General features: G+C 41.0%; 17 protein-coding genes. 2 read left to right on the forward strand and 15 right to left on the reverse strand.

Features of this window, described 5'->3' with window-relative positions; translation table 11 throughout:
- Window positions 1-82: 82 nt before the first annotated feature.
- The 6 genes from EKM81_RS01575 to EKM81_RS01600 form a co-directional block, all read right to left on the reverse strand.
- On the reverse strand, window positions 83-535 hold the full coding sequence (locus EKM81_RS01575; RefSeq protein ID WP_125647416.1) for a prepilin-type N-terminal cleavage/methylation domain-containing protein: 453 nt from the start codon (window positions 533-535) through the stop codon (window positions 83-85).
- The gene (gene comGC / locus EKM81_RS01580; protein ID WP_125647419.1) at window positions 510-836 is read right to left on the reverse strand and encodes a competence type IV pilus major pilin ComGC; all 327 of its coding nucleotides are present in this window, start codon (window positions 834-836) and stop codon (window positions 510-512) included. Before comGC ends, EKM81_RS01575 begins: the two co-directional genes overlap by 26 nt.
- A gap of 2 nt (window positions 837-838) precedes the next feature.
- On the reverse strand, window positions 839-1,873 hold the full coding sequence (locus EKM81_RS01585) for a type II secretion system F family protein (RefSeq protein ID WP_125647422.1): 1,035 nt from the start codon (window positions 1,871-1,873) through the stop codon (window positions 839-841).
- Window positions 1,827-2,834 (reverse strand): competence type IV pilus ATPase ComGA, encoded by a 1,008-nt coding sequence (comGA, locus tag EKM81_RS01590; protein WP_125647425.1) that lies wholly within the window; start codon window positions 2,832-2,834, stop codon window positions 1,827-1,829. The genes EKM81_RS01585 and comGA overlap by 47 nt, the downstream gene beginning before the upstream one ends.
- A 169-nt stretch (window positions 2,835-3,003) precedes the next feature.
- Window positions 3,004-3,741: a YebC/PmpR family DNA-binding transcriptional regulator gene (locus EKM81_RS01595; protein WP_125647429.1), complete on the reverse strand. Its 738-nt coding sequence runs from the start codon at window positions 3,739-3,741 to the stop codon at window positions 3,004-3,006.
- A 144-nt stretch (window positions 3,742-3,885) separates the two neighbouring features.
- Window positions 3,886-4,377 (reverse strand): VanZ family protein, encoded by a 492-nt coding sequence (locus EKM81_RS01600; RefSeq protein ID WP_125647433.1) that lies wholly within the window; start codon window positions 4,375-4,377, stop codon window positions 3,886-3,888.
- A 236-nt stretch (window positions 4,378-4,613) separates the two neighbouring features.
- Here EKM81_RS01600 and EKM81_RS01605 point away from each other — a divergent pair, with 236 nt between their 5' ends.
- Entirely contained in the window at window positions 4,614-5,840 is a 1,227-nt protein-coding gene (locus tag EKM81_RS01605; protein WP_125647436.1) for a DUF4097 family beta strand repeat-containing protein, read from the forward strand.
- Between the two features lie 177 nt (window positions 5,841-6,017).
- Here the strand turns inward: EKM81_RS01605 and EKM81_RS01610 are convergent, their stop codons facing one another.
- The 5 genes from EKM81_RS01610 to EKM81_RS01630 all read right to left on the reverse strand — a co-directional run bounded on the left by EKM81_RS01610 (window position 6,018) and on the right by EKM81_RS01630 (window position 10,730).
- Entirely contained in the window at window positions 6,018-6,827 is an 810-nt protein-coding gene (locus EKM81_RS01610; protein ID WP_125647439.1) for an ABC transporter ATP-binding protein, read from the reverse strand.
- Window positions 6,820-7,731, reverse strand: a complete 912-nt coding sequence (locus EKM81_RS01615; protein ID WP_125647442.1) for an ABC transporter permease — start codon at window positions 7,729-7,731, stop codon at window positions 6,820-6,822. Before EKM81_RS01615 ends, EKM81_RS01610 begins: the two co-directional genes overlap by 8 nt.
- 25 nt (window positions 7,732-7,756) lie before the next feature.
- Window positions 7,757-8,728 (reverse strand): ABC transporter substrate-binding protein, encoded by a 972-nt coding sequence (locus tag EKM81_RS01620; protein WP_125647445.1) that lies wholly within the window; start codon window positions 8,726-8,728, stop codon window positions 7,757-7,759.
- A gap of 390 nt (window positions 8,729-9,118) precedes the next feature.
- Complete coding sequence (sfsA, locus tag EKM81_RS01625; protein WP_125647581.1) at window positions 9,119-9,850, reverse strand: DNA/RNA nuclease SfsA; 732 nt, start codon at window positions 9,848-9,850, stop codon at window positions 9,119-9,121.
- A 1-nt stretch (window position 9,851) separates the two neighbouring features.
- Entirely contained in the window at window positions 9,852-10,730 is an 879-nt protein-coding gene (locus EKM81_RS01630; protein ID WP_125647448.1) for a DegV family protein, read from the reverse strand.
- 249 nt (window positions 10,731-10,979) lie between these two features.
- On the opposite strand from EKM81_RS01630, the gene EKM81_RS01635 reads away from it, so the two are divergent.
- Window positions 10,980-11,756 (forward strand): sulfite exporter TauE/SafE family protein, encoded by a 777-nt coding sequence (locus tag EKM81_RS01635; RefSeq protein WP_125647451.1) that lies wholly within the window; start codon window positions 10,980-10,982, stop codon window positions 11,754-11,756.
- A 291-nt stretch (window positions 11,757-12,047) separates the two neighbouring features.
- On the opposite strand, the gene glmS is transcribed toward EKM81_RS01635, so the two are convergent.
- The 4 genes from glmS to cdaA all read right to left on the reverse strand — a co-directional run bounded on the left by glmS (window position 12,048) and on the right by cdaA (window position 17,627).
- Window positions 12,048-13,862, reverse strand: coding sequence for a glutamine--fructose-6-phosphate transaminase (isomerizing) (glmS, locus tag EKM81_RS01640; protein WP_125647455.1), 1,815 nt, complete (start codon window positions 13,860-13,862; stop codon window positions 12,048-12,050).
- A gap of 383 nt (window positions 13,863-14,245) precedes the next feature.
- A complete protein-coding gene (gene glmM, locus EKM81_RS01645; protein WP_125647458.1) occupies window positions 14,246-15,610 on the reverse strand; it encodes a phosphoglucosamine mutase in 1,365 nt (454 codons plus the stop codon).
- A 101-nt stretch (window positions 15,611-15,711) separates the two neighbouring features.
- Complete coding sequence (locus tag EKM81_RS01650; RefSeq protein WP_125647461.1) at window positions 15,712-16,788, reverse strand: CdaR family protein; 1,077 nt, start codon at window positions 16,786-16,788, stop codon at window positions 15,712-15,714.
- Window positions 16,785-17,627, reverse strand: a complete 843-nt coding sequence (gene cdaA / locus EKM81_RS01655; RefSeq protein ID WP_125647464.1) for a diadenylate cyclase CdaA — start codon at window positions 17,625-17,627, stop codon at window positions 16,785-16,787. Before cdaA ends, EKM81_RS01650 begins: the two co-directional genes overlap by 4 nt.
- Between the last annotated feature and the right edge of the window lie 427 nt (window positions 17,628-18,054).

Raw genomic sequence — 18,054 nt, forward strand, 5'->3', positions numbered from 1 at the left:
TCCGGATAACAATAAACTAAGCACCAGCATTATGCTCAAATTAAGGCACGATTCTAATAATAGAAATGCTGATTTTTTACGGTTACTTAACACGCAATCGCCCCCAATATAATTGAGTTGTTAGTACATACACACCATTTTTACCAGAAAATTTTAAAGTCTTCGGTGTTTTGACTTTACCTTTGTAAATTTCTATTTTGGTACTGCCTTGGCTCGTAAACGTTAAACTAGCTGGATAATAAATTTTCTGATGCCATTTACCCGTTGTATCGGCAACTAAGACTTTCTTTTCGCTGTCATGCACCACAATTGTGGTCCTTGTTCGGTGAGTCAAACTGTAATTAACAGCATTCTCATACAGTCTAATAAATTGTTGTACCGCCAATCTTTCCTGCAATTTGCTGGCAGGCTGCCAAGCATGATTAGCACCTAAAACAAATAACCCACTGCTAATAATCAGCAGAACTAGGCTCATTTCTAAAAGTGTAAAGCCTGAGCAGCGCGATGAATTATTTACTAGTCGCAATACTACCATCGCTTTTAATGACTAAATTAAGTGATTCAGCTTTTTTGCGTTGATCACCGCTGATGTAGCCTGATTTTTCGAGTGTATCCCAACTAGCAGTCCCATTTTCCGATGTTTGGTAAAGTGTTGTTTGCGTCTCCATATTTTTAACAAAGGCCTGGTCAATTTGGGCACTGGCTTTATTTTTCTGTTGGGCAATATTTGGAATCATAATCAACAATAATAACGCAATAATTAGTAGCACCAAACTCATTTCAATTAAAGTAAATGCTGCTCGTGGTTGGTGTCGGTTAAATAATTTACTCTTCATAGTTAAAATCCTTTCATAATCTGATAAATTGGCAAAAGAATTTGTAAATAAGTACCGCCTAAAAATAATGCAATCAGCACAAATAAACAGGGTTGGATTTGATCTAAAAGCCGTTCTAAACCTTGAACTAGTTTTTGATAATTTTGCTGTGCAATTGTCTGTAATTCGACTGTCTGAATCGCAGCAGTTGCATGAGCACCTAGCAGTAAGTTTAATTCCGATGGTAATAACGATTCGGCTTGTAAAATGCACTTCAATGACTGTCCAGTCAGTAATTTTTCTTGAGTTTGTCGCGCTAAAATTGCCTGTAATGACTTCGGCTGTAAATCGCTTAGCAACGCGAGAATTTCTGCCAGTGAACGACCACTCTTTCGTAAATGACTTAAGTCGGTACAAATCACGTAGCTCAAATAATAACGGTACAAATGGCCAACAAGTGGCCAGTGTAGTTGCTGTCGTAATCGGGCCAGTTTGGATAAGCGCGCATAATAAACCGTGCCCACAAAAACAAACCCCAGCAAAATTAAACCAGCAATTCGCAACATTTTAATTGCCAGCGGCGTGGACATCGGGCCATCATTCAAAACAGCTAATTGCGGTTGCAAAAAGAGCCGGACAAAGCCTGTTAAACCTAGCAATAGCGTAAATAAAATAATTGGATAAATCAAAAGACTATGCAATTGACGCCGCTGTTTCTGTTGTTCCGCCAATAAATTCGCATTATCTAAGCAACAACGACTTAACGCATCCTGACCTTCAGCAATTTGCAATTGCGCTAGTAAATTTTGCGACTTGATCAAGGGACTTAACGCCGTTGCCAAACTAGCACCAGCTTGTAACTGCTGCTCAACAATTTGAATCTGTTCAGCCTTAAGCACCTGTAAATCACTAGTAATTAGAAGTAACTCATTCTGGGTAAAACCACCAGCTAATAATTGACCACTGAGGGTTAAGAAATCGACCAGTTCTGCCGGTTTAAGGAATAATTGCTTAGCCGTATTGGAATTTCTGAAAAGTTTCTGCGCTGATAAGACCATCTTTTCGTGCCGCCTGCAGATCTGCCTGCCAATTTTGTAAGGTCTGTTGTGGTTGGATAATAGTCGCCAGCAGCGGGTCACCACATAACAGATCTAAATTAAGTGCCAACTCGCCCTGACGGTCCTGATCATCAGACTGCTGCTGAAAATTAAGCGGAATTAAGCGTTGATAGCAACAGGCTGTTAAACAAGTTTTAAGCGTTGTTACACTCAATTGCAATTCTTGCAAACGCTGAATAACGCCACCACTAGTACGCGCATGAACGGTTGCTAAAACCAAATGTCCACTTAAAGCAGCCTGAGCAGCCATTTGTGCCGAAAGCTCATCACGAATCTCACCAATAATTAAAACATCTGGACGTAATCGTAAACTGATTTGCAGTAAGGCTTGATAAGACATTAGCGCTTGAGAATTAACTTGTAGCTGAATAAATTCCGGGGCCACCATCTCCGGTGGATCCTCGATAGTTAGAATCGTTTGGCTGGCAGCTAATTTTTGCGCCAAATAATACATCAAGGTTGTTTTCCCTGAACCAGTAGGGCCAGAGAAAAGAATTAGGCCGCGCCGATTCAATAATTTAGTTAATGAAGTATAGCGGGCAGCATTAATAAACCGGTAAGTTTTCGGAATTTCGGTCAATAGGCGAATGACTAAAGTCTCCTGATGATGAAAGTCACCTACACTGGTCAAACGTAAATCAAGTTCTAATTGGGTTGTTTGATAATGCCAGGCACCAATTTGCGGTCGCCACTGTTCACTTAAGTCCATTTGCGCTTGATATTTGAAGTAATTGATTATGGCACGACCATGAGTCAAATCAAGGTCAGCAATAAAGTAACGTTCACTGCCCCGACGCCCAAAAACTAACCAACCACTTGCTTGCCCTTGAAAAAAGATATCTTGATCACCGCGGCGGACAGCTTGTTGTAACAACTGGATAACCTCATCTGCAATCGTCACTTTCTCACCTCCTTAAGTTTAATTACGCAGAAAGCGGTTCAAAATTTTTATTTCCAAGCGTCATTAAAATTGACGACAAAAAAAGCACGCAATTCTGACGAATTACGTGCTTTTACGCTAGTGACCACCGGCTAACTGTCTTGGGTCACACGCTAAATCATGTTAATATTTAGTCCTCGTCATCTGGTAAATCACCAGCATGATAGACATTCTGAACGTCATCGTTATCTTCAAGTAAATCAATCATCCGTTCAAATTGTTCGACTTTATCAGCAGGAACGGGGGTCGTATTCTGTGGTACCATCGTCAATTCAGCCTCAGCAAATTTATAACCCTTGGCCTCAAGAGAATCTCGAACCGTTGCAAAATCAGTGGGATCAGTGTAGATTTCGTAAGCATCATCAGATGTTTGTAAATCGTCTGCGCCAGCATCCATCACGTCTTCCAACATCTGATCTTCATCAGCATCAGTTGTCGTCCGGTCAATTACAAAATAACCACGACGATCGAACATATAACTAACTGAACCAGTCGCCCCAAGACTACCACCATTACGGGTGAATGCAACTCGCACATCAGAAGCAGTCCGATTCTTGTTGTCAGTTAAACCTTCAACTAAGACAGCTACCCCACCTGGTGCATAACCTTCATAAGTAACCTCATCGTAACTTTCGCCTTCGCCACCTTGAGCCTTTTTAATTGCTCGCTCAATATTGTCTTTCGGCATATTGGCAGCCCGCGCTTTGTCCATCACCAAGCGTAATGAAGGGTTGTTCGCGGGATCAGGATCACCACCCTTTGCGGCCATGTAAAGTTCCCGAGATAATTTCTGGAAAATCTTTCCACGTTTTGAATCTTGTGCATTCTTACGACCTTGGATATTGTGCCATTTGGAATGTCCTGACATTCGCTTCTCCTTCTTTCATTAACAAACTTGGTAAAATAAGATAAAAACCTCATCTATCATACCAAAAACTGAGGCTTGACGCAATAATTTCTAGCGCCCGATTGGAGAAATCATTGTCGCCCCAGCAAAGCGGCTAAACCGCCTCTATTGACGGTGATGGTGCAGCCCAACAATCAGTAACGCCACCAGCAAGCCAGCAATTGCGCCACAACTATCTAGCATCACGTCTTGAATCATTGGTGAACGACCAGAAGTTAATAACTGATGAAATTCATCTAAAGCTGCATAACCTGTGGCAGCCAACCAAGTAAGCGGCACGCGAAAACCCCAAAACGGAATCACCGAAAGTAACCCTAAATAACCAAAACCAGCAAGTAGAAAATAACTGCCAAAATGGGCTAATTTACGAATCAAAAATTCAGTCATTCCTGCATAACCCTGAGTTGCAACACTCATGGTCCGGCCAGCATAATCAAATTTTATGTGATCTAACACTTGATGCCACCAAGCCCAATTAAAGTGTTTCAATTCTGGAACAATAGTTTGTTGTTGATAGGTCATGGCTGAGCTAATAAATAAAATCACCATCATACCTAAAGCTAACCCTAGAAAAATCTTTTCTCGACGTGTTGGCACTGAACTGAACTCCCTTAGCGCTATCACGGCGACAGCACCTAAATTTTATGCTAAAATATTGGCGTGTCTAACGTAATTACGACCATTTACGCCAACTTCATCAAATAGCAATTTATTTTATTAATTTATTTTATTATAGTATAACCAATTTTTAGATTAAAAAAAAAGCCCTAAACCTAAATTTCAAGGCACATCTACTTGAAGCTAAGATTTAGTAGTTTGGAAGAGGTTTTAATATGTTTCCAGAAATTGAACAAACTTTAAAAAAACATTTTTCAAAATTCAATGCAACCCCGGAAACCACCGAATTATATAACGATTTATTAGCCGATCTTAACGAAGCAACGGAGGATCGCGTCAATCAAGGCGAAACACCGGAAAATGCCGTTGCAGCTTCACTTGCTACTTTAACCGATCTTGATCAAATTCTGACGACTATTGCTAGCCAACCGCAAACGACCCATTTTGATAATAGTCAACTTAATCGTTTGTATGACCGTTTTTTTGCCACTAAATTAGTTCACACCCTCAGCTACTCGATCGAGCAACTGAATCAAATTTTTATTGATTATCGCTATGCGAAAATCACGTTGGCACCGACAACTGGTGACAAGTTAATCGTTAATGAATACATGAATGCTGATCGTACCAATGGTTATGCCACCGGTAAAATCATTGGTGATAAATTAAAAGTTGAACAACCGCGAAGAATTCCCTTGGCGATTCTTCGCGAACGCATTGAAGTGCTGATTCCTAACCAATTCACTGGATTTGTTTATTTACAAAATAAAAACGGTAATTTGCAAATTGATGATTTGAGCGGCGCTTATATTTTGGAAACAAGTTTGACCAATGGGACAATTACCAGCCATAACTTACAACTCAACCAGATTCACTTACAAACAACTTCAGGCTCAATCCAGGGTGTTTTCTTGCAAGCAGAACAAATTCAACTGCTTAGTAATTCTGGTGATCTTAAATTAACCGAAAGTACTGGTCTTCACCCCAATAGTATGATCAGCGGCAAAGTAAAAAGTGGTCAGATTCATTTTGCTCATTTAACCGCTGATGAAATCAATGTTGAGTGTCTTAGTGGCAATGTCGATAGTCACACCTTGACTGCCAAACAGTTAAATCTCACCGATCATTCTGGTAATGTCCAGGGTCAAGGCCTAGTCGGTAGTGGCCATTTCACCAGCCGCAGTGGCAATTTAAGTCTTTCTTTCAGTCAGATCAATGCTGACCTAACCGTGATCACTACCAGTGGTTCAGTCGTCATCAAAATGCCAACTGATAGCAGCTATCATTTTCAAACCAATAGTAATTCTGGTCGCGTTAGTTTACCATATGGGGCTACTTATTTAACCCCGCGTCAACAGCGCCATCAAAATGGTCTAGTCGGTGAAAATCCTAAAATAACCGTCAATGCGAAAACTACTAGTGGCTCAATCAAAATCTTCTAAAGTCAGCCGCTGAGCATTAACGTAAAATACCGAGCAATTCACGAATTGCTCGGTATTTTTGCGTTAAGCAGAACTAGTTGCTCTTTGAGAAAAGGTAACAGCTGCTAACATTCTTTTTATTTTTTGTGGCAAGACTTATGTCGCAACCGCAAGTGGGTGATTAAGTAGCTGCAACAACTAACTTAACAACATCGCATCATCCGTTAGCTCTTGTCCACTACGTTGCTTAAATAAAGCTAGCAAATCAGGCACCGTCAATTTTTCCTTCTCAGCACCACGGATATCAACTGCAATTTTACCATGGTCCAACATAATCAAGCGATTACCAAATTGTAACGCCGCAGCCATATTATGAGTGATCATTAAAGTGGTTAAATGTTGTTCCGCCACTAATTTAGCCGTCAAATTCATGACAATCTGGCTAGTCTCAGGATCTAATGCTGCCGTATGTTCGTCTAATAATAAAATCGCCGGATTCTGCAAAGTGGCCATCAATAACGTGATTGCTTGGCGTTGACCACCAGATAATAAGCCGATTTCAGCACCGAGCCGATCTTCCAATCCTAAGTTTAATAAGGCTAGCTTTTCTTGTAAGAAGGCACGTTGGCGGCGTTTCACACCTGGTGTCAGGATTTTACGACGTTGCCCCCGAAGCATTGCTAAAGACAGATTTTCTTCAACTGTTAATAACGGTGCAGTGCCCATTTGTGGATCTTGGAAAACACGCCCAATCAACCGTGCTCTTTGGGCCACTGATTCATAAGTAACATCCTCTTGATTGATCAGAATTTGGCCCTCATCGACCGGCAAATTACCAGCAATGCTATTCATCAAGGTTGACTTTCCAGCACCATTACCGCCAATGACGGCCACAAATTCTCCCGAGTCTAATGTTAAATCTAGCCCTCGTAAAATATGCCGTTCGTTAGACGTACCACGATTGAAATATTGATGCAATCTTTTGATTTCCAAAGCTTGATTAGTCATGTTGTTCCTCCTTAAAACTAGCCATATTTTTCTGACGCCGGCGCTGCTGAGCAAAACGCTGCTGTAACAGAGGTGCTGCTAAAAAGACAGTCAACATTAGGGCATAAAACAGACGTAAATTATTAGGATCAACGCCCCATTGCAACACCAGCGCAATAATCAAGCGGTAAATAATTGCCCCGCCAATAATCGTGATCAAGCGCCAACCAAAAGATAAATTCTGGACCAATACTTCAGCGATAATAATTGCTGCCAAGGCTATCACAATTGTACCAATCCCCATACTACTGTCCGCGTAACCATTAATTTGAGCCATTAAACTTCCGGCTAAAGCAATCAAACCATTGGAAATCATGTAAATAATAATTTTCATATTATCAGCGTTGATCCCGTTAGCGGCACTCATTTGCTCATTATCACCAACTGCTCGGGCTGCTAAACCAATTTCAGTATTGAAAAAAGTCACTAGTAAGAAAATCACCACTGCTAACACCAAAGCACCAATTAAAATGGCGGCAAAAGTTGGTGATAACCCAGACAATTGTGTAATGACAGTCGAAACACGACCTAACAAGGAAATATTCGACTGACCCATAATTAATAAATTAACTGAATACAATCCAGTTAAGGTTAAAATACCAGTTAGCAGCGCTGGTATCTTTAGTTTCGTATGCAAAAATCCTGAAACAAAGCCAGCTAAACAACCAGCTAGTAAGTCTGACAAAGTCGCTAACCATGGGTTTACCCCGGCCACGATTTGTCTAGCCGTCACTGCAGCACCTAAGGGAAAACTACCTTCAGCAGTCATATCAGCAATATCCAAAATTCGAAAAGTTAAGTAAACACCAATCGCCATGATCGACCATAACAACCCCAATGACAAACTAGAAATTAATAAATCCATTCAAATCATCCCTTCAAAAACTTTTTTATTTTTTACTTGGCAACTGCCAACGACGCCAATCAATTTTAAAGAAATCAGCTAGTTGGTGATTAAAAACCAACTGCGTCTTGGCTGGTTTTTCAACTGGTAAATCCCGAACGGCCTTGCCGCGAATGATTGCCAAGGCCATTTTGCCAGTCTGTTGGCCTAATTGGTAATAATTAATGCCTTGCGTGGCAACGCCACCTAATTTCACCATAGGCGTTGTCGCCGGAATGATCGGTGTTTTGGTCTTTTGAGAGACCTTACCCATCAATGGCATGGCGGCCGTCAAAACATTATCTGCTGGTAAATACATCACATCGACCTGCCGCGCCAAACTAGTTGCGGCTTGCTCAACATCATTAGTCGTTGCGACCGTGCGTGTAACGATTTGCAAGCCCTGCTTTTTCAGAACTGTTTGGGCCCGTTTGATTTGAATAACTGAATTCGGCTCAGCAGCATTATATAAAAGACCTACTTTCTTGGCCTGAGGAAATAATTGTCGCATTAAAGTGAGTTGTGCTGTCACTGGTACGCTATCCGTGACGCCGGTAACATTTCCCGTCGGTTTTTGTAAGTTTTTGACCAGACCAGCATCGACGGGGTCTGTGATCGCTGTAAATAATAGCGGTGTCTTTTGGTCAACTGCCAGTAAGGCCTGCGCTGCTGGTGTGGCAATCGCTAAATTCAAAGTGTTATGATGATTGGCTAAACGCTCACTCATAGCTCGCAAATTAGCTTGATCACCTTGGGCATTAACATAATCAATTTTAATTTTTTTGCCCAGGCTACCACCATTTTGCTTAACCTCTGCCAAAAAACCTTTGCGCGCCTGATCCAGTGCGCTCTGATCCATCAACTGCAAAATACCAATCCGAATTTCTCCACTCGCTTGAGGACGTTTGCTTTGATAATCGGTCCAGAAAACTAACCCTAATAATAATACCAATAAAATAATTAAAAATTTCTTTCGCATACCTTCGTCTCCTCCAATTGAATAAACAAAAAGCAGTCACAGAAATGATTTCTGTGACTGCTTGAGAAAGTCGTTTAGTTTACACAACTAAAACCCAGTCAACCACATGAAATCATTAAGATCCATGTGGTTGTTTTTCGTACTAAATACTACGACCATCATGGATGCAAAGCTCGCGTACGCGGCTTGCATCCAACAGATACAATCCGCTAACCATAATAGACGTAGTAATAACTATTATTCAGTTGTAATTTTGCTAAATGTAACATGGCAATCACTCCAACTAATAAGATGAATCTAACAATACGCAACTAAAAAGAAAAAGTCAAGCAAAAATAAACGAGTTGTGACCTAACAGTAATGCCTGTCATGACATAATCGATCGCCCTATCACGGTTCTGGAATTGGCGGCAATTCAAATGGTTGTTGCAAATCAAAACGCACGGCGCGATCAATAGTGATTTCTGCTGCTGAGACTTGGCAATTATAAGCCAGCACTTGAACCCCATTAGCTTGAGCAGTCGCAATTGCTGCGGCTAATTCTGGTTGTAATGCCCGATTGATCGTCATCACTTCAATTTGTGGTACCTGAATAATAAATAGCAAATAAGCCTGATAGCCCTGTCGTTGCGCTTGAATTAGCGTTTCAACATGTTTGAGACCACGGGTCGTTACCGCATCGGGAAAAGCCGCCACTTTACCATTAACTAAAGTGACCCCTTTAACTTCTACGAAAAAATTTCGGCCGTGACCAGTTGTTCCAGCGATATCAAACCGCGCATCCCTGAAAACAACCTCACGTTTAACCAGACTAATCGCATCAAGCTGAGGCAAGGTCATTTGTCCTTGATTAAGTGCTGCTGCAGCAAGCGCATTAGGAATCTGTGAATCAATATTAATCCAGCGCGTCACAGTTTTTACTGCCACCAAATCATAATCAGTTTTCCGCTGCGGACTAGGCAGATAATTCAAAGCAACCAGCACCCCAGGAATTAATAATTCTAGACATTTACCGGTATTTTTAACATGAACCACTACCAATTCGCCAGCTAGTTGACAGTGGGCAATAAAGCGATTGGGCCGACTTATAAAAGTAGCCAATTTAATAGTTGCATAGCGCATTTTATTTACCAGCGACCAATTCTTTTTGCCAGTCGCGCGACCATAGCAAGCCCATGACCCCTTCACCAGTATGAACACCAATTGTAGGACCAATATGACTGATATGAACTGACATTTCGGGAAACTTGGTATGCACTTGTTCCTGCCAATGTTGCGACGTTAACGGGGCGTTGCCATCAATCACCGTCACCTGAAGCGGAAAATCAACGGCTGCTTGAGCTTGGTCCAAATCCTGCAAGGCGTGAGTTAATGCTCGCCGCATCGTGCGTTCTTTGGCAACGGCAACAATTTTACCAGCTTGATCAAACTGCAGAATTGGTTTTACTTGTAATAAACTGCCTAAAATAGCACTAGCATTAGATAAACGGCCGGTTCTTAATAAATGTTGTAGGTTATCAACCGCAAAATCAACCCCAATCGTTGCTCGAAAAGCCGTTAAGCGTGGTAAAATTTCAGCTGCATGTTGACCTTGGGCTACTAAATATTGGGCATAACGTACTAAATCTGCTTCACCAGCACTCGCTATCAGTGAATCAAAAGGATAGACCTTAATTGCCGTCACTTCGGCTACATGCTGACAGAGATTTTCGTAAAATGTGGTAATACCACTAGAAAGATTAATACAAATAACTTCATCAAATCCAGCAGCTGCTAGTTGGTCAAAAGCCTGATCCATTTGCTGCATGGTAATCTGTGCCGTGGTAGGCAACTTGTCAACTTGATGTAACCGTTGATAGAAATCAGCAGCGGTAATCGTTTGATTTTCTAAAAAGACTTCTTCGCCAAAAATGACCGTAATTGGTAACATGGTTACCTGTAATTGATCAGCTTCTGCGGGTGTTAGATAAGAAGCACTGTCAGTTAAAATAGCTGTTTTCATGAGTCACTCACTTTTCTTGATTTAGTCGACTGCCAAGCAAATTGCCAACAAAATAATTCAGCAGTTACTGTCTTCATTCTACTGGATTATCACTGAATGTACAGTTTATTTTCATGACTATTCTGGGAGGACCATGCCATGCGAAAAAATAGCCATTATTGCTTGAAAGCGCTAAATACTCAGCTGACTCACTAAAGCATTGGAAAACGCGGTATGATAGAAGCTAACAATGTAAAGGACTGATTTACCATGCCAACATTATGGCAGCTATGGCTGATGTTGATACCAACAGGTATCGCCGCCGGAATTGTCAGCTCAGCAACTGGCCTAGCTTCTTTAGTTTCCTACCCAATTCTATTAGCAATTGGCTTACCCCCGGTTGTGGCGAATGTGACCAATACTTATTCATTATTTTTTGCAGAATTCGGTGCCACGCTTTCTTCAAGAAAAGAACTCCATGGTCACCAACATGACTTAAAAATCATCTTACCGCTAACCCTAGTGGGCTGTGTGGTCGGCTCCTTGATTCTTTTCATGATTCCAGCTAGTACTTTTGAAAAAGTTGTCCCTTTCTTTATTCTTTTAGCGGCAGTCGTCGTCCTCTGGCCACATAACTACCATCAGAAAAAACAATTAAGCACCACCGCCCCTCACCAACGATTGGTCACCATAGTCACTTGGAGCGGGATTTTTCTAGTTGGCGTTTACAGCGGTTATTTCGGTGCTGCTAGCGGTGTGTTACTGTTGTCGTTACTTGCGGTCATCAGTCCCCTTACTTTTGCCGAATATAATGCTGAAAAGAATGTCACTTTAGGGTTAGCAAATTTGATTTCAGCTATTATTTATGCCACCCAAACAACTATCCAGTGGCACTACATTATTCCGCTTGCGTTAGGTTTTCTAATTGGTGGTTTAATCGGTCCCGTATTAGTTCGGCGAATTCCTGAACGAATCATTAAATTAGTGATTGGTCTAGGATCACTAATTTTAGCGATCACTCTATTTGTTCAAGCCTTCTGGCGCTAACCAACTTCATTAACGGTAACTGCAATGCAAGTAGCCTTTAGTAAATCAGTCAATTTTGGGGTGATCGTAGTTTCCATAAGCACGCTTGTCCGCCCAATGAGATTGACCACCGTTTGTCAGACTCTAATTTTATGTTGACCTTTATTGAATAACTTTGAATAACTTTTCGTCAGATATTTTTCAACTGCAAATTTTAACCGGCTACAAGCACAGTCGCTACTGATGCTACTTGACCTTGACTGGTTTTATGACCAAAAAGTTCTGCCTATGCTTAGCAGAACCTGATTTAATTTACTCAACAGTAACGCTTTTAGCTAAATTACGCGGTTGATCCACATTCAATCCTCGCTGTAACGTTGCATAATAAGCTAATAATTGCCCACAAACGCCAGTCAATAACGGCATTAGTTCAGGAGTTAATTCTGGTAAAACAATCTGATCCGTTGCCTGCTGACAAGCCTCACTAGCAATAACTAATACCTGCGCACCACGGGCTAAAACTTCTTGCACGTTCCCTCGAGTATGACTAGCGGTAGTTCTTTCGGTAATAAATGTGATCACAGGTACATCCTGTTCAATCAAAGCAATGGTCCCATGCTTCAATTCACCAGCAGCAAAACCTTCTGTGTGGACATAAGAGATCTCTTTTAATTTCAAGGCTGCTTCTAAGCTAACATCATAGTCAATCCCCCGTCCCAAATAAAACGCATCCTGACTTGCTCCCAAGAAATTGGCCGCTAAATCAGCCCAACCTTGTTTATCATCAACTAAGGTTGCCATCCCATTAGCAGCTAAACTCAACTGCATTTGCAAGTCCCAGGCAAGCGCTGCTGGAATCGCTAAATACTCGCCTAACGCTTTGGCTAAAACTGCCTCAACTGCAATTTGAGCCGTATAGGCTTTGGTCGAAGCAACCGCAATTTCTGGACCAGCATGTAAAACTAATGAATAGTCGCTTTCTCGGGCCAAAGTCGAATTAGCCACATTAGTAATCACTAGTGTTGGTAGATGACGCCGTTTCGCCTCAATTAGGACCTGGCGGCTATCAGCCGTCTCACCACTTTGCGATAAGAAAATAAAAACTGGTTGCTGCGACAAAATCGGCCAATGATAACCAAATTCACTGGCAACACCTACTTCTGCAGGAATCTGAGTATACTTTTCAAATAACCGTTTACCAACCAAACTGGCATGATAACTTGTCCCAGCGGCCACAAAATATAGCCGATCGGCCTGTGCTAAAGTTTGCAATAATTTAGGCTCAATTTGTGGTTGACCACTGGTTGTTAAATACTCTTGACTGATTCGCCGCATCACCGCGGGTTGCTCATCAATTTCTTTTAGCATAAATGTTGGATAAGCACCTTTGGAAACTTCACCAGCCGTGACGTTGATTGTGATTGCTTCTCTGACTTGACTAACACCTTGTAAATTCATAAGTTGGACTTGTTCAGCGGTTACAATAGCAATTTCTTGATCATGAAGTTCCAAATATTGATCAGTTAAATCGTAAGTAGCTAAAGCATCTGAAGTCACTAAGTTGCCTTGTTGTCCCAGCCCAATCAGTAGTGGGCTTTTATTTTTGGCAACATATAACCGATCTGGCTGTTGGCGATCAACCAAAATCAACGCATAAGAGCCATTAACCAATTGTAAAGTTTTCTGCAAGGCCGCTAAAGTAGATAACTGTTCTTGCTCAACAAATTTAGCAACCAACTGAACTAAAACTTCTGTGTCGGTTTGACTCACAAAGTCAGTTGTTGGCAAATACTGTTGCTTCAGTTCTGTAAAATTGCTGATGACCCCGTTATGCACCAAATAAAAACGTTGTGACGTCGAAAACTGTGGATGCGCATTTGCCTCGCTAGGTTGTCCATGCGTTGCCCAACGCGTATGGGCAATACCGAGCTGGCCATTTACCTGCTGGTCAACGGCAGCACGTAAGGCGGCAATTTTCCCCACGGTCTTCACCAAATAATCATGACCAGTTTGATCATTAACATATAATCCGGCAGAATCATAGCCACGATATTCTAATCGTTCTAATCCTTTTAATAAAATTTCTGTTGTTTCATCGTAACCAATCGCACCAACAATTCCACACATGTCTAGTTATCTCCTTAAAATTGGTATATATCATTCTTAAACTTCATCATTTAAAACAATTGCTATTTTATTGGTTTATATTGACAATGTCAAATTTATTTTACGCATTGGTATGATTTTAATATAATATTGGTCTATCAATTTTATTTAAGAATTAATTGGACTTGCAAGTTAATTGACTACAAAAAGAGTCTGGAACATAAGTCTATTTCCAAAAAAATAATACGAACTTTCGTTGCTGAAATGTGTTCTCAAAAGGTACCCGGTTCTGCTTAACGAAAAAAATGCCGAACAATTCTAACGAATTGTTCGACATTTTATGTTAAGGCTCACTGGCTGACCGCCTTTTGTCAGACTCTTTTTTTGACGACTAAATCATTTGGTTAATCAACGCCAATTTCGTTGCGCACAACATCAGCAATTTGATCAACATATTTATCAACTAATTCTTGAGTTGGTGCTTCGGCCATGACTCGTAATAATGATTGGGTGCCACTAGGGCGAACCAAAACCCGACCATCCCCATTCATTTCTTTTTCGACAGTGTCAATAATTGAAACAATTGCGGGATGCGCTTGCCAGTTCTTCTTATCAGTGACTGGCACATTGACTAACCGTTGTGGGTAAGTCTGAACTGGCGCCGCTAATTCTGATAATTTCTTGCCGGTTTGTTTCATGATGTTTAGCAATTGAATCCCCGTTAACATCCCATCACCAGTATTATGAAAATCAAACAAAATAATATGACCAGATTGTTCGCCGCCTAAGTTATAACCATTAGCACGCATTTCCTCAACCACATAACGGTCACCAACTTGAGTTTGAACAGACTTTAGGCCGGCCTTTTCGATGGCTTTGTACAAACCGATATTACTCATGACAGTCGTGACAATCGTGTCATTCTTGAGACGACCGCGTTCAGCAAAGAACGTCCCTAGAATATACATAATTTTATCACCATCGACAATTTGACCGTTCTCATCAACTGCGATACAACGATCACCATCACCGTCAAACGCTAGACCAAGGTCAGCGCCCTTTTCAACAACAGTTGCCGCTAATTTTTCTGGATGAGTTGAACCAACATGATCGTTAATGTTGATACCATCTGGTGAAGTAGCGATTGTTGTGAAATCTGCATCGATATCGGCAAATAAACGATTAACTAAACCGCTAGTCGAACCATTGGCACCATCAACAACGACTTTAATGTCCCCAAAATCTTCAGAAACTGTTTGTTCGATAAATTGTAAGTATTTCTGAGAAGCTTCGGGATAATCTTCAACTACACCTAATCCTTCTGCGGCTGGTCGAGGTAATTCGTCGTTAGTGGCGTCCAGATAAGCTTCAATTTCTTCTTCTTCGCTATCCAGTAGTTTGTAACCATCAGACCCAAAGAACTTAATCCCATTATCGGCAGCTGGATTATGCGATGCTGAAATCATGATACCAGCATCAGCACCTTGCGCGCGAACTAAGTAAGCCACTGCTGGTGTGGTAATGACACCAAGTTTTAACACTTCAATTCCTACTGAAAGTAGGCCGGAAATCAAGGCATATTCCAACATTTGTCCCGAAGCCCGCGTGTCGCGAGCAACGAGAACTCGTGGTGCTGGCCGATTGGCCTTGTCATCCGCATGTTGGGTTAAAACATAGCCACCTGCACGACCCAATTTAAATGCCAATTCTGGTGTTAATTCTTTATTTGCAACACCACGAACACCATCCGTACCAAAATACTTCACCATAATTATTTTCTCCTATCTCACTTTAATTCAGTTATTAATCGAATTTAGATTGATTTTGTTTAATTGTCATCTGCATCATCAGTGGTCGCAGTCGTAGTATCTCAGTGCGAAGTACTGTTAGTGTTTGACGAGGCACCCGACGAACTAGAACTACTACTTGAACTGGAACTGGAACTACTACTACTACTACTATTCGTGTTAGTATCATCATCGTCATTATCTTGACTAACCGTAATATTAACTGAAACAGCAGTTGGATCAACTGCAATCACACCGTCTGACTTAGGAATCGTAATCGTCTTTTGAGTGGTGCTAGTTAAGCCGTTTACATTGACTGGGACAGTTAACGTACTTGATAAGTTATTCAAAACAGATTGTGGTGCTGAAACATTCACTTCAGTCACTGAACTTGAAAACGAATAAGTTCTGCCCGAAACACCGGTGCCACTTTGTCTAAAGACAACATTCATTTTTTTACTTGGTAAATAAATCGGTAATTTGACGTGAGCAGTTTGCGGCGTCAAAAGTACATCTACAGTTTTACCATCTTTATCTAATGCTTGCAAAAGAACTTCCTGTTGGTAAGTCGCGTTCGCATTTGCACTCAAATCTAATTGTGCGACCACTTGTTTAACTTGGGCCACCTCAGTCTTAGCACCAGAAACATGAACTGTTTCTGGACTGATTTCTGGCGTACCAACAAGATAGCCATCCGCAATTCGATTGCTATTATATTTTGTTTGAATTGGGAAAGTTCGATCGGAACGAGTTTGAATTTTAACTTTTGTTGTATCGGGTTTAATTGAATACTTCAACGATTTATTCAAGCCAGAAACTTTAACCTTGACAGTATGCGTACCAGTCTTCAAATCTCGTAAATCAATATAAACTCGGAAATTATTGGTATTTTTAGCTGCTGCCACTAAAGACTTAGCACCTTCAATAGTGATATCAACTTTTTCAGGATAACCAGTTACAAAGTATTTATCAGTATCCACTTCAACTTGTAACGATTCTTTCAACGTGATTTTTGTGTCTGCGGCTGCGGTTTGTTCCTGATTCATATTGTTAGAAATGGTTGAGCCTAAGCTATTATTCTGCACATAAATAAACAATAAAACTGCCAATCCTAAGGCAATCACCCGATATACCCATGGTCGATCAAAGAAATCTTTCATTTCTTGGCCCCTCCCTTCTTAGGTTTAAAGAAGTCGAGGACGTTTTGCCACCAAGTATTTTCCTTTTCAGGACTATCTAATTGCACGTGTAAGAATTTCAAATAATCTTCACGGCTTAAATCATGCATCAATTGACTATTCTTCGTGATCGTCACAGCCCCAGTTTCCTCAGAGACAACTAAGGTCACCGCGTCAGTTACCTCACTGATCCCGACGGCGGCACGATGACGTGTGCCTAATTCTTTCGGGATCATATTACTTTCAGATAACGGTAAATAGGCCGCCGCAACAGCAATTTTATTGTCGCGAATAATCACGGCCCCATCATGTAACGGCGTATTGGGAATAAAAATATTGATCAACAATTCCCCAGATACATCTGCATCTAACGGAATCCCGGTTTCAATATAATCTTCCAAGCCAGTCTGCATTTGAATCGTGATCAAAGCCCCAATCCGGCGCTTGGACATATATTGAATGGCTTTATCTAGGCCATCAATTAAGTGATTCGTATCTTCCTTCGTCTTATGACTACCACCGAAAATATCATTACGCCCTAAGCGTTCCAAGGCGCGCCGAATCTCGGGCTGGAAAATAATAACCAAGACGACAACCGCCCAATTGATCACCTGATCCATGATATAAGATACGGTATGCAAATTTAGATAATAACTAACTGCCTTAATTGCGACAATAATGATAATCCCATTAAAAAGCTGCACCGCTTTGGTACCCTTGAGCAGCATAATCATTTTATAAATAAAAAACCAAACCGCAAGGATATCGATCAGATTCATCAAATTCTGCCACGTAAAAATCTGACTCCAATCTATACTCATGATCAGCCTCCTTACATTAAGATAATTCATTATACCATAGCTACTTCTGATTGATAAAAAGTTGCTAAAATCCAGAATAGTGTGTCGTTCCAAAAATAGTGAAAATGATTGTAAAACAGAATTGGTTCTGACTGCATTACAGGCTTTCTGGTTGCAGAACACTGACAACCACGCCCGCCATGCCGTCTGGAGTTGAGATAGTACATCTTACTCTTGTTAGTGTTTAAGGCAGTGATAGTGGGATTGGTTAACGCAATTCAATCAGTAATAATAGTTAAACAGTAGCAAAAAAACAGTGTGACATCTCTATTCTCAAGAGAGATTATCACACCGTTGCTGTGTCATCACAATCTGGTCTAGCTAAATAGTGGTGAGCAATTTTATTTGTTTAATCCAGGCGAGAGACCAGCGATTTTTGACTAAGGAA

Origin of the sequence: Lapidilactobacillus gannanensis, assembly GCF_003946675.1 — a bacterium.
Lineage (GTDB): Bacteria > Bacillota > Bacilli > Lactobacillales > Lactobacillaceae > Lapidilactobacillus > Lapidilactobacillus gannanensis.